General features: G+C 40.2%; 10 protein-coding genes and 1 pseudogene. 7 read left to right on the top strand and 4 right to left on the bottom strand.

Annotated features, from left to right (window positions below):
- Positions 1 to 294: 294 nt before the first annotated feature.
- On the bottom strand, positions 295 to 657 hold the full coding sequence (locus NMG48_RS19435) for a recombinase family protein (RefSeq protein WP_271253065.1): 363 nt from the start codon (positions 655 to 657) through the stop codon (positions 295 to 297).
- Positions 658 to 907: 250 nt separating this feature from the next.
- Between NMG48_RS19435 and NMG48_RS19440 the strand changes: the two genes are divergently transcribed.
- The 6 genes and pseudogenes from NMG48_RS19440 to NMG48_RS19460 all read left to right on the top strand — a co-directional run bounded on the left by NMG48_RS19440 (position 908) and on the right by NMG48_RS19460 (position 8,025).
- Positions 908 to 1,231, top strand: coding sequence for a thioredoxin family protein (locus tag NMG48_RS19440; protein ID WP_271253066.1), 324 nt, complete (start codon positions 908 to 910; stop codon positions 1,229 to 1,231).
- A gap of 112 nt (positions 1,232 to 1,343) precedes the next feature.
- Positions 1,344 to 2,459 carry a PAS domain S-box protein gene (locus tag NMG48_RS19445; RefSeq protein WP_271253067.1) on the top strand — a complete coding sequence of 372 codons (1,116 nt, stop codon included), beginning with the start codon at positions 1,344 to 1,346 and terminating at the stop codon, positions 2,457 to 2,459.
- Positions 2,460 to 3,059: 600 nt separating this feature from the next.
- Positions 3,060 to 3,482 (top strand): response regulator, encoded by a 423-nt coding sequence (locus tag NMG48_RS19450; RefSeq protein ID WP_271253068.1) that lies wholly within the window; start codon positions 3,060 to 3,062, stop codon positions 3,480 to 3,482.
- 3 nt (positions 3,483 to 3,485) lie between these two features.
- Positions 3,486 to 5,162, top strand: a pseudogene (locus NMG48_RS21875) (PAS domain-containing protein); the annotation flags it as partial.
- Between the two features lie 45 nt (positions 5,163 to 5,207).
- The gene (locus NMG48_RS21880) at positions 5,208 to 6,851 is read left to right on the top strand and encodes an ATP-binding protein (RefSeq protein WP_441339198.1); all 1,644 of its coding nucleotides are present in this window, start codon (positions 5,208 to 5,210) and stop codon (positions 6,849 to 6,851) included.
- Positions 6,852 to 6,882: 31 nt separating this feature from the next.
- The gene (locus tag NMG48_RS19460; RefSeq protein ID WP_271253070.1) at positions 6,883 to 8,025 is read left to right on the top strand and encodes a hybrid sensor histidine kinase/response regulator; all 1,143 of its coding nucleotides are present in this window, start codon (positions 6,883 to 6,885) and stop codon (positions 8,023 to 8,025) included.
- 253 nt (positions 8,026 to 8,278) lie between these two features.
- On the opposite strand, the gene grxC is transcribed toward NMG48_RS19460, so the two are convergent.
- From grxC to NMG48_RS19475, 3 genes are all read right to left on the bottom strand, one after another.
- Complete coding sequence (gene grxC / locus NMG48_RS19465; protein ID WP_126386847.1) at positions 8,279 to 8,539, bottom strand: glutaredoxin 3; 261 nt, start codon at positions 8,537 to 8,539, stop codon at positions 8,279 to 8,281.
- A gap of 165 nt (positions 8,540 to 8,704) precedes the next feature.
- Complete coding sequence (gene aspS / locus NMG48_RS19470) at positions 8,705 to 10,498, bottom strand: aspartate--tRNA ligase (protein WP_271255295.1); 1,794 nt, start codon at positions 10,496 to 10,498, stop codon at positions 8,705 to 8,707.
- 120 nt (positions 10,499 to 10,618) lie between these two features.
- Positions 10,619 to 11,443: a pentapeptide repeat-containing protein gene (locus NMG48_RS19475; protein WP_271253071.1), complete on the bottom strand. Its 825-nt coding sequence runs from the start codon at positions 11,441 to 11,443 to the stop codon at positions 10,619 to 10,621.
- Between the two features lie 217 nt (positions 11,444 to 11,660).
- Between NMG48_RS19475 and NMG48_RS19480 the strand changes: the two genes are divergently transcribed.
- Positions 11,661 to 12,617 (top strand): ABC transporter ATP-binding protein, encoded by a 957-nt coding sequence (locus NMG48_RS19480; protein ID WP_271253072.1) that lies wholly within the window; start codon positions 11,661 to 11,663, stop codon positions 12,615 to 12,617.
- Positions 12,618 to 12,758 lie beyond the last annotated feature (141 nt).

The following is a 12,758-nucleotide window of genomic DNA, read 5'->3' on the forward strand; positions in this document are numbered from 1 at the left end:
CAAATGTTACATGTCAAAGCGTAAAACTTAAAAATAATATTGATTTTGACTATATTTAGGTATACTATATGACAGATGTTACATTTGGGATAACCAAATCATTTATTCATATGATTTATAGGTTTATAATGGTCAATTTAAGTATGCAGATTTAAATATAACTATTTTTAATGCCCCCATCGTGATAGAAAACGTTGCTAATGTTAGGATGTGCAACGAGCTTACGTTAATCATCCGATAGTTTAGAGTATTAGCCTATGTAATTAAAGAAAGTAACTCAAACAAGCATTCCACTTAATTATTAGTAGAGGTATTACTTGAGTCTGTAACTTCCGAAATTCTAGGATTTTTTCCATAGAGGCGATCCAGTACCCGCTTTACGGAAATGCGTTTCCATTGTTGTCCACGTTTGGTGCTGTATCCCTGTTGGTTGAGCCAGTCAGCAATTTTTTGGAGTGATTTACCTGATTTGTGGTGACGACGAATTAGTTCCACAACTTGAACTTCTTCGGGATCTTCCACTAACTCTCCATCTAGAGATCGCTGTCCGAAGGCTGGTGAGCCGTAGCCTGCATATCCCCCTGATGCAGCTTTTGCTCGCCTACCCCGTTCTAGTCTTTCCCAAACAGACAGATTTTCTGAACTGTTTTCCACCATGGCTATCACATCTAAGTAACCAATAAATTTATTTTACTTTGAAATTAATGATATTAATGTTTTTTTTATAAAAAACAATTATTTGATCGAGCTACATAACTCAATATCTGAATATTGCCCCCCACAATACTTGCTTAAGGCTTTATTCTCATTATTGCCCCCACGGCTATGTTGATTTGCAATTCTTCAAATGAGTTATCTCATTTGAAAGCTACTGTAGACTATCCTATCACTTAACTATCTAAATAACATGAGTACAGCCACATTTATTCAAGACCAAACTGAATTTGAAACTCTCCGACAAAATACACCTTTGCTAGTTGTGGACTGCACTGCTACTTGGTGTGGACCTTGTAAAGTAATTGCACCATTCATTGATCAGTTGGCAGCAAATTATGGCGATCGCGCTAAGGTGATGAAAATCGATATTGATACAAATAAACCTTTAGCCAAGCAATTTGGACTAAAGAGTATTCCTGCTGTGTTATTTTTTAAAGAGGGGGAATTGGTAGAAACGATGATTGGTGTTAAAACCTACGAAGATTTTAGTGCCGCTATTGATAAATATCTCTAAAAACACTTATTGAAAGGGGGATTTTAGCCTCTATACAAGCAAGGAGCTTATGCTCCTTGTCTTGAATGATTTTACCCTGCAACTTGTTTTAAATACTGCATCAACTAGCTCCATGACTACTACTCTCTTAATTGTTGATGATTCTGAAGCGACTCGGCGTAAATATTGGTCTTATTTAACCAGCGTTCGTCCTTACAAATATTTAACATTGGAAGCGGACACTTTAGAAAAAGCTAAAGCGCTATATCAGGATAAGCAACCTGACATGGTGTTGTTGGGTTGGAAATTAGTTGATGGAGATGGAGCAGAATTTATCAATTGGATAGAGCAGCAAGAACAAACGAGACTATTACCCATATTGTTGATTGCCAACCAAAATGATGAGAGCATGGCTGTTCAGATTACCCAACAAGGTATTCAAGACTATCTGATTAAAGAATATGTCACTCCAGAAAGATTAGGGCGATCGCTGGATCATCTGTTGGAGAGGGTGAAGTTGATGAATGCAGTTGCCGATGCTGTCAAACTCCGCAAACGTGCTGAAGAACATAAGTTAGAGCATGAAGCAAAGTTTTTGAGTTTAGTCCAATGCTTAGATGATTTAATTTGGACAAGTGATCTTAAAGGTAATTTTATCTATCTATCCCCCCAATTCCATGAGCTATTTGGATGGGAAACTAACGATTGGCTAGGTAAATCAATCGTCAATCTTGTCCATAATGGCGATCGCCATCGTTTTACAGAACATATTGAGAATATTCTGACTTTTGATCGTCATGCTGAAATGCCAGTAGAATTTCGCCATCTGCAAAAGGATGGGAGCTATGTGTGGGTATCTGGCCATATGACAGCGATGAGGAACGCCCAAGGAGATGTGATCGCGGTGCAAGGAATTTGTAGAGATATAAGCGATCGCATTGCCCTTGCCTATGCTATTAGAGAACGCAGACTCATAGAAACAAGGCTCCATGAGTCAAATGAGGCTCTAGCAAACGTCAATCAAGAATTAATTCGAGCGGCTCAACAGAAAAAAGAATTTCTCTCTGATATCAGTCACAAATTGCGTACTTCTCTCAATATAATTTTGGGATCGATAGAATGTTTGCAAGATGGTGTATATGGTAATCTCAACGAAAAACAAAGAGATGTTTTGCAAACCATTGAAAGCAGTGAAAATCACTTACTAGAATTAATCAATCAAGTTGTTGAATTTTCTAAATCTGAATAAAAAATCTAACTAAGTAGATAGGCATCATTAAAAAACAGACCCAAAGCCTGTAGCACATGCTGAGCGTATGCCACAGGCTTGTTTTTTTATATTTAATTGCACCTAGCTACTTATTCTCAATTACTTAACCTACTTAATCTCAGTTTGACGAAAGTGTAAAATGGTAAAAATCGTACAGTAATTCTTACCATTTTGCGTTAATTACACTATGTAAACCACAGCGCAAATAGCCATATCGAATTCACATTCACTTAAATCATACATATCCTAAGTAATTTCTAATAAAATTGTGATATGTTTAGGGGGTATTGCAGTTTGTTTGATAATTATTTGATAGTTATTAGTGATCAAGATAATGTACTACCAGTACTGGTAGTACACATCCTAGTTCTGCTTTTACCGAAAGGCCTTGTAATCTTGGATTTAATGAATGTTAAATAAGTATTGGCAGCTACTAAGAAAGAAAGCTTACTTGTAGGATTACATTAATGCGATTTATTAATCCATAAAAATTATGGGTTATGTAAATCCTAAATTTAATTTTTTCAACATAATTGCTTTTACTCCTAGCATCAAAAATAACTATAAAAAGGCTCAGTTATGAACAATTTGCCTATCGTTTGCATAGTTGAAGATAATCCTGATGATGAGCGTCTAACTATTCGTGCGTTGCGAAAGGGACAAGTTGCTAATGAGATTATCGTTGCTCATAATGGAGAAGAAGCCTTAAATTTAATCTTAAATGCTGATCCTTTACCTTGTGTAGTGCTTCTTGACCTCAAGCTTCCTAAAGTTGATGGGTTAGAAGTTCTGCGGCAAATCCGAGCCAACACACATACAAGTCTATTGCCAGTGGTGGTTTTAACTTCATCTAGTGAAGATCGCGATATAGTTGAAAGCTATAGTTTAGGCGCTAATAGCTATGTACGCAAACCTGTAGAATTTGATCGTTTCACTGAGGCAGTGCGTCAACTAGGATTGTATTGGGCTTTAGTTAATGAACCCCTACCCAAAGGTTTATAAGCTATGAGTGAAAATATCAATGTACTCATCATTGAAGATTGTGAAGACGATGCCATTTTAATTGTGCGATCGTTAAAGCAAGGGGGATTTGCGCCAAATTGGGAGCGTGTACAAACGGTTGAAGAACTGCAACAAGAGCTTGGTAGCCGATCTTGGGATGTGATTATTTCCGATTATAATTTGCCTAAATTAAATGCACCAACAGCGCTTGAATTTGTTAAACAGAGTCAGCTCGATATTCCTTTTATCGTAGTCTCTGGCACGATTGGGGAAACCTTGGCGGTGGACTTGATGCGGGCTGGGGCGAATGACTATTTGATGAAGGGAAGTCTAACTCGTTTGGCTGAGGCGGTAAGGCGTGAAATCCGTGAATTTAAAATGCGGATTGATCGTCAGCAAGCGGCGACCGAATTGGAATTAACGAAGAAACGCCTGCAATTAGCTCTTGAAGGTTCAGCGATCGGTTTATGGGATTGGTCTATAAAAACTGGAGAATTAACGATCAATGAAAGATGGGCAGAAATGCTTGGTTATACAATTGTAGAACTTGAACCAATTAGCTTTGATACTTGGCATACTCATACGCATCCCGATGATGTTCAAAAGACCCTACAATTAGTCGAAAAGCACTTTCAGCACGAAATTCCTGCCTATGAAGATGAACTTAGAATGCGGCACAAACAGGGGCATTGGGTATGGATTTTGTGCCGAGGAAAGGTAACAGAGTGGGATGATCAGGGCAAGCCCTTGAGAATGACTGGCACACATTTAGATATTAGCGATCGCAAGCAGGCTGAGTTGCGACTGTCACTTCAAAGCTCAATTTTAGAAAGAATTGCTAAAGCAGAACCTTTGCCAAAGATATTAGAAGCCCTTGTCTGTACGATAGAAGATCAATTTGAAGGAACTAGATGTTCCATTTTATTATGTAATAGTGAAGGGAAGTTGCATTCTGGGTCGTCCCCACATCTTCCAGAATCTTACAATCATGCTATTGAAGGTTTAGCGATCGGTGAGGGGGCTGGTTCCTGTGGTACTGCGGCATTCCGACGAGAGAGAGTCATTGTTACAGATATTGCTACTGATCCCCTTTGGCAAGACTATAAAGAACTTGCGCTTGCTCATAATTTGCGAGCCTGTTGGTCTACCCCTGTACTTACTAGTGATGGTGAAGTATTAGCAACTTTTGCAGTTTATCATCAATCCATTCATGTACCCTGTCCACAAGAGTTAGAAATTATTGCTTTAGCTACAGATATTGCCAAAATTGCGATCGAACGGGATCAGGCAGCCCAAGCTTTAGCCAATTTAAACCATAATCTAGAAATGCGGGTAGAGCAGCGTACTAATGCCTTACGCCAAAGTGAAGCAAAACTCATTGAAGCACAGCAGATTGCACGGCTGGGTAGTTGGGAATTAGATGTGCAAACGCGAGAAATTACTTGGTCAAGCGAAATTTTTAATATTTTCGGCATTGATCCCAATCAGAATGTACCCAGTTATGAACAATTACTGCAATATTTCCCACCAGACGAACGTGAGCGTTTTCATAACCTCATTGAGCGAGCGATTCAATCTTCAGAATCCTATGCCACAGACTTCAAAATTATTCGTGCGGATGGTTCATCGGGTTATATTTTTATCAAAGCAGAATTGCTGTGTAGCATAGTTGGACATGCCACGCGATTGTTCGGTATTGCGATGGATATTAGCGATCGCAAAGCTATGCAAGAAGCTTTGCAACTCAGTGAAGAGAGGGCAAGAGCGACATTGTTAGCCTTGCCTGATCTCGTTTTTCGGGTAAATAGTAAGGGGGAATATGTTGATTTTTTAGCATCGCCTAATGTCGGGAATATCGTTGATCCGCAACAAGTGCTGGGCAAACGCTTAGAAGATTGTTTACCAGCAGAACTGTGGCAAAAGGAATATCAGGCTATTCAGCAAGCGCTTAATACCCAATCTTTACAGACCTACGAGCAACAAACTTGGATCGTTGATCGGGTGCGTTATGAAGAAGTGCGGGTTGCGCCTTGTGGTAATGATGAAGTGGTCTTTTTTATCCGTGATATTAGCGATCGCAAACAGGCTGAAGCCCAACTACAAAGAACTAATGAGGAACTAATTAGAGCGACAAGACTAAAGGATGAGTTCCTCGCCAATATGAGCCATGAACTCCGCACGCCACTCAATGCGATTTTAGGAATGACAGAAGCTCTACAAGAGAAGGTATTTGGAGTAATTAATGAGCGCCAAATCACTGCCTTACAGACGATTGAACGCAGTGGTACTCATCTGCTTGCCTTGATTAATGACATTCTTGATGTAGCTAAAATTGAATCAGGGCAACTGGAACTAGACTATACTCTTACTTCTATTGAACAGCTCTGTCAATCAAGTGTTTCCCTGATCAAACAGCTAGCCCATCAAAAACGGATTGAACTTAAAGTTAATATCCCCAAAAATCTTCCTGACATGATGTTAGATGAACGGCGCATTCGCCAAGTTCTAATTAATCTGCTCAATAATGCGGTCAAATTTACTCCTGAAGGTGGCTGTATTAGCTTAGAAGTCACTTGTCAGCATTTTTTTACAGATATTCCATTTACTAAAGCTTTTCCTGAAATGCTACTCACGCCCTATATTGACGAGATCCAATCGCCAAATTATTTACAGATTGCCATCATCGATACAGGCATTGGTATTTCTCCAGAAAATATTAAGCGACTATTTAAACCCTTTGTTCAAATTGATAGTGCCCTCAATCGTCAATATATGGGTACGGGTTTAGGCTTAGCGATCGTCAAACAAATCGTCGAGCTTCATGGCGGTAAAGTTGGTGTAACTAGCAGAATCGGTCATGGTAGTTGTTTTATGATTGCCTTACCTTTGTCGAATCTCTACGATAGTTCATTAAATGCCAACCCTCTGATAGATAGATCCTCTAATCGAGAAAATATGGAAACAGGAAGTGCTAATGTACCGAAAGAGGTGAATTCTCCCTTGATTTTGTTAGCTGAAGATAATGAAGCGAATATTGGGACTATTTCCTGCTATCTAGAGGCAAAGGGCTATCAGTTGATCTTTGCCCATAATGGTCAGGAAGCAGTTAATATTACTAAATCACATGTTCCTAACTTAATTTTGATGGACATTCAAATGCCAGTTGTTGATGGGATGGAAGTCATCAGGATCATTCGCAGTGATCATGCCTTTGACCACATTCCGATCATTGCTTTGACTGCTCTTGTCATGACAGGCGATCGGGAGAAATGTCTAGCCGCAGGTGCAAATGAATATTTGGCAAAGCCCGTTAAACTAAAACAGCTTGTGGAAGTAATCCAAAAACTTTTACAGAACGTTGAACTGTAAGTCCCTATTAAGTTTTCTTTAGACAAAATCTATGAACCAGACAATTCCCAATATTCTCGTTGTTGATGATGAACCCAACAACTTTGATGTAATTGAAACTTTTTTATCAGAACAAGACTACCAATTGTACTACGCCTCCAACGGGGATTCAGCACTTGGCATCTTAGAAACTGTTCAGCCTGATTTAATCTTGCTGGATGTGATGATGCCAGGAATTGATGGTATTGAAGTATGTCGTCGTATTAAAGCAATGCCACAATGGGAAAATGTACCAATTATTATGGTGACTGCCCTGACTAGCAAGGAAGACTTAGCTCGATGTCTAAATGCAGGAGCAGATGACTTTATTGGTAAACCTGTAAATAGTAGTGAACTTAGAGCTAGGGTGCATTCGATGATGCGCATCAAGCAGCAATATGACAATATTAAAAGCTTATCTAATTTGCAAACACAAACGATTGATTTATTGCAAAATAGTTTGCAGGAATTAAGTGGTAATTTAGCTTCTAGTTTACCCCATGAACTCAATACCCCACTAAATGGAATTGTTGGTTCAATTGGAATATTACTGGAAGATTATGAAATTATGCCTCCAGAGGAAATTAAGGAATTTTTATTGCTTGCGCAAGAATCGGCAACAAGGCTGGAGAGATTAACACGTAAATTTTTAACCTATGTCTATCTAGAGCTATCTCCTTACAAATCACCCAGTTCGCGATCGCCTAATCTTGAGAAGCAGTCTGATCACCAATTTATTGTTAGTGTTGCTCAGGCTCAGGCAAACAAAGATGCGCGTAAAGATGATTTGTTGTGCGATCTCGATGAAGTAGTTGTGGCAGTTAACAACCCAGATCTCAAAATTATTATCTCGGAAATTCTAGAAAATGCTTTTAAATTTTCACAGGCAGGTAGTCAAGTAAGACTATCTGGCAAAGTTGTGAATAATCGATTTCTTTTAGCGATCACTGATCAGGGTTGGGGAATGACTGAGGATCAGATCTCAAAAGTTGGTGCATTTATGCAGTTTGAGCGGAAATTACACGAGCAACAGGGGGCGGGCTTAGGACTAAAGATTGTAACGAAACTTGTGGAAAATTATGGTGGAACGTTCTCAATTAACAGCATTTATAAGCAAGAAACTACCGTTAACATTGAATTACCATTAGCAGCATAACTAAAGATACGTGAGTTCGATAACGCTATTTGCGCGGCGCAAATAGCGAAAAATGGTAAAAATCGCTAAGCGATTTTTACCATTTTTTGCCTTCGTCGAACTGATGTTAAAGATAGGTAGGTATTGCTTCACACCACCTGTCCTACAGTGATTTTCAATAAAAACCCCTAACAAATTATTTGAAAGTTTTGCAAGGCAAAACTTTCAAATAATTTGTTAGGGGTCTAATTTAAGTGCTTTGCACTTGAATTTTTTATGCGGCGAGTAATGGATCGAGCTTGCCCTGACGATCTAGATTATGGATAGCATCACAACCTCCAATATGTTGATCGTTGATAAAGATCTGCGGTACAGATCTTTTACCATCAGAACCTCTAGCAACCATTTGCGATCGCGCCGCTTCATCCCCATCAATTACATATTCGATGTACTCTACACCTTTTTGATCGAGCAGATGTTTTGCTCTGATACAGAAAGGACACATGCGCCATGTATAGATTTCAACTTTTGCCATAACTATTTCCTTAAAAAACTACAAACGGTTCATGAACTAATAAATTTTTTGAGAGGCTATTGACCTAACTTCCACTACTTTAACGTCAGTTTGACTAAGGCAGAAAATGGTAAAAAAATCGCTAAGCGATTTTTTTACCATTTTCTGCCATTTGCGCCGCTTTTTCTAAGCTTTGGCAGCAGGTAATGACACTTTAACGTGTAGCTCCTTCAGTTGTGAGTCATCGACACTGGATGGTGCATCGGTCAATAGGTCACGAGCCTGTTGTGTTTTGGGGAAAGCGATTACATCACGGATTGAGTCTGCCCCAGAGATTAACATCACTAGGCGATCGAGACCAAAGGCAAGTCCACCATGAGGAGGCGTGCCATATTCAAAGGCTTCCAATAGGAATCCAAACTTCTCTTTTGCTTGTTCATCAGTTAACCCGATCGCGGCAAATACTTTTTCTTGGACTTCGCGCTTGTGAATCCGAATACTACCACCGCCAATTTCTGTACCATTGAGTACGAGGTCATAGGCTTGGGCGATCGTATTAACATCAATGGGTTGACCATCGGCAATATCTTCAGGGCGAGGTGAGGTGAAGGGGTGGTGTAATGCCTCTAGACGCTTCTCATCAGCATTCCATTCAAACATAGGAAAGTCAGTGATCCAGACAAAGTTCAACTTGTCATGATCGATTAGTCCTAGCTCATGACCGAGGGCTAATCGCAAACGATAGAGAGACTCATTGACGATCGCTTTTTCACCAGCACCAAATAATAGGATTGTGCCTGCGGTTGCACCTGTACGTTCTAGCAGTTCTTGCTTGACTTCCTCGGTGAGGCTATCCTTGAGTGCTCCGATGGTGTCGATTACGCCACCCTCACGCACACGGATAAAGGCTAAACCTTTCGCACCGTACTGAGCAACCAAGTTCGATAAATCTCCACCTGGTTTAATGCGCGTATTAGAAATCGCCTCATCACCACCAATCACAGGTAGCACTTTGATAATGCCGCCATTAGCAACGGTGTTGGCAAATACTTTAAATCCAGAGTTAGCAAATAAATCGGTGACGTTTACCAATTCCATTCCAAAGCGAGTATCAGGGCGATCGCAACCATAGCGATTCATTGACTCAGCATAGGTGAGGCGAGGGAAATCACCTAGTTCAACACCTTTGACGGTTTTGAAAATGTAGCGAATTAAATTCTCATTTAGCTCGATGATTTCTTCTTGGGACATGAAACTCATTTCCATGTCTAGCTGTGTAAATTCAGGTTGGCGATCGGCGCGAAGGTCTTCATCACGGAAACATCGGGCAATTTGATAATAGCGATCGCATCCGCCTACCATGAGCAATTGCTTAAACAACTGCGGTGACTGCGGCAGTGCATACCATTGACCCGCATTAACACGGCTGGGGACAAGGTAATCCCTTGCGCCTTCAGGAGTCGAACGGCAAAGGATCGGTGTTTCTACTTCCATAAAGCCATATTCATCTTCAAGGAAGCGGCGAATGGATTTCACTACCTCAAAGCGAAGTTTGAGATTACTAGATAGACGCTCAGCCCGCATATCAAGATAGCGATATTTAAAGCGTAATTCGTCCTTAATTGTGTCTGCTTCAGAAATCAAGAAAGGTAATGGTTTGCTAACAGCATTGAGCAACTCAATGGATTCAGCATAGATTTCCACTTCACCTGTGGCAAGTTTGGGGTTGAGAGACTCTTCAGGACGTTTAGAAACTTTGCCAACAATTCTGACAACATATTCATTGCGCAATTCACCCGCAAGTTCATAGGAGACGGGAGTACGTTGAGGGTCACTAACGATTTGCAGGATTCCTGTGCGATCGCGCAAATCTAAAAAGATCACACCACCATGATCCCGTCTGCGATCGATCCAACCGCACAAGCTAACTGTTTGTCCGATATGTTCGGCATTGAGGTGACCGCAATAGTTGCTACGCATCATGATGTTATTGGCGAAACTTTAGAGAAAAAAGTAAAAACTGGAATTTTGACCATTTACTATCATAACTTGTAAAGGAGTCAAAACCCAAAAAACTAAAGGTAGAGCTTCCTACTGCCTTTAGTTTTTAATAAATTTTTGGAGAAACTTTTCCCAGTCATGCTCTTGAAATTGACCAGTTTGGGGATAACGTTCTTGCGGAGACTGCCAATACAGGTATTCGCATTGAGATTTTGTAAATACACTCAGTGAGTCCACTAGCCATCCTTCAATACAGATGCCTGTCAATAAGGCAAAGGAAAAATCAGTGTTATAGATTAGTGCATGACTAAAATTTGCCCCAGTTAGGTTAGCTTTCTTAAAAGAAGTTCCAATTCCTCCTTTAATAGCTTCCATTAACCATGTAAATAGTCTAGAAGTAACAATTCCCGAAATAATCGCGGGAATTAGAAAAAGAATTGATCCACCGCCCGAAAAACTGATACCTATAAGCCCTAATGTTAACAAAAGCATTATGGTTGTGAGGCTGGCGATCACAGTGTTAGCCAAAAAGTTAGATGTCTTGGGAAAACCATCCATAATCAGGCTTTGAAAGAAATATAACAAAAATAGAAAAATACTAGATAAAACACTCACAATTCTTCGATAAATTTCTCCAAACCAACTAAATAGAAGATTATCAATTGTTATGATGAGAAAGCTGAGGATGAAGATTATGATGATCATCCCAATCATGCCCATAATGATAGAAAGAATGGCATTACGAATTTGTTGAGGAGTTTGTCCTGTAGTTGATCGCTCAAAGTTAGCTCCGATTAAAGTTGCTCTTGTAAAATCACATCCCCGTAAATCTGCGCCACTAAAATCTGCTCCTGTCAAATCTTGTCCAACAAAAGATTGATCCTGCAAACTTTGGTCTTTGTAATCGTAGGTTTGACTGTTCATAATAGAAAATTATGGGGATCAGTTGTTGATTTGTCTGCTCATTTATAAACCGTTATATGAAGTTGTACAGCGTATATAGGGCTTTTCAAGCAAGCGAAGAGGGTTATGTCCCCGCCTTCGGCGGGGACATAACCCTGTACTTCACTAGATCGGTATACGCTATATTCACAATTTTTGATGTGAAGGTTAACATGACTATAAACTTTGTGGCAATCTCATGACAGCAGTACCAACGGTTCGCACTCACCGATTGACAAAACAGTTTGACAATCACATTGCCGTAAATCATATCGATTTGCAGATCGATCGCGGTGAAGTTTATGGTCTTATTGGTCCTAATGGTGCGGGGAAAACCACCTTGATTAGGATGCTGGCAGCTTCTGAAGAACCAACCGCAGGTGAGATTTATATTAATGGGGCAAGGTTTTTGCGTGGGCAAAACAATCCTGAACTGAAGCGACAACTGGGATATTTGCCCGATGACTTTCCCCTTTACGATGACCTTACAGTTTGGGATTATCTCGATTATTTTGCCCGTTTATATTTTTTGAGAGATCCCCAGCGATCGCAAAGATTGCATGAAGTGATCGAACTAGTAGAATTGGAAAATAAAAGAAATGAAATAATTGCTACCCTCTCGCGAGGGATGAAACAGCGTCTCAGCCTTGCAAGGAGTATTATTCACAATCCCACCTTACTATTGCTAGATGAACCCGTATCAGGACTCGATCCCCTTGCGCGGGTGCAGGTTCGTAATATTATCAAATCCTTACAGCAGCAAGGGATGACGATTCTCATTTCATCGCATATTTTGAGCGATCTAGCGGAAATCTGCACATCGATTGGAATTATGGAGTTAGGCAGATTAGTTGAGAGTTCTCGCCTACAAGAGCTTTACGATCGCAATAATCAGGATCAACAGCAGTTACTCATTTCTACCCTCGGTAATCTCGAAGACTTGCAAACAGTATTAAAGCGATCGCCATCAGTGCAGGAAGTAGAAGTACTCACAGGGCTTCCCAGCGTGCGTGTACAGTTCTCTGGCAGTATTGAAGACTGTGCTGCTTTACTTAAGGCTCTCATCGAAGCAGGCATTCCCATTTCCAGTTTCCACCGCACGCAAGAAACCTTAGAAAATATTTTCCTGAAGCTGGGCTATAAACAAACAAGTTAACAGTTAACACGAGTTCGATAACACCATTTGCGCGGCGCTTCGCGCCGCGCAAATGGTGGAACATGGTAAAAATCGCTTAGCGATTTTTACCATGTTCCACCTTCGTCGAACTGACATTAACTGTTAATGGGGAGCAGCAAA

Source organism: Pseudanabaena sp. Chao 1811 (assembly GCF_027942295.1).
In the GTDB taxonomy this organism is placed as follows: Bacteria; Cyanobacteriota; Cyanobacteriia; order Pseudanabaenales; family Pseudanabaenaceae; genus Pseudanabaena.

What these genes read in the sequence shown, in the direction of transcription:
- NMG48_RS19435 (WP_271253065.1), bottom strand. Translation starts at nt 657, where the DNA reads ATGGTGGAAAACAGTTCAGAAAATCTGTCTGTTTGGGAAAGACTAGAA.
- NMG48_RS19440 (WP_271253066.1), top strand. Translation starts at nt 908, where the DNA reads ATGAGTACAGCCACATTTATTCAAGACCAAACTGAATTTGAAACTCTC.
- NMG48_RS19445 (WP_271253067.1), top strand. Translation starts at nt 1,344, where the DNA reads ATGACTACTACTCTCTTAATTGTTGATGATTCTGAAGCGACTCGGCGT.
- NMG48_RS19450 (WP_271253068.1), top strand. Translation starts at nt 3,060, where the DNA reads ATGAACAATTTGCCTATCGTTTGCATAGTTGAAGATAATCCTGATGAT.
- NMG48_RS21880 (WP_441339198.1), top strand. Translation starts at nt 5,208, where the DNA reads ATGCAAGAAGCTTTGCAACTCAGTGAAGAGAGGGCAAGAGCGACATTG.
- NMG48_RS19460 (WP_271253070.1), top strand. Translation starts at nt 6,883, where the DNA reads ATGAACCAGACAATTCCCAATATTCTCGTTGTTGATGATGAACCCAAC.
- grxC (WP_126386847.1), bottom strand. Translation starts at nt 8,539, where the DNA reads ATGGCAAAAGTTGAAATCTATACATGGCGCATGTGTCCTTTCTGTATC.
- aspS (WP_271255295.1), bottom strand. Translation starts at nt 10,498, where the DNA reads ATGCGTAGCAACTATTGCGGTCACCTCAATGCCGAACATATCGGACAA.
- NMG48_RS19475 (WP_271253071.1), bottom strand. Translation starts at nt 11,443, where the DNA reads ATGAACAGTCAAACCTACGATTACAAAGACCAAAGTTTGCAGGATCAA.
- NMG48_RS19480 (WP_271253072.1), top strand. Translation starts at nt 11,661, where the DNA reads ATGACAGCAGTACCAACGGTTCGCACTCACCGATTGACAAAACAGTTT.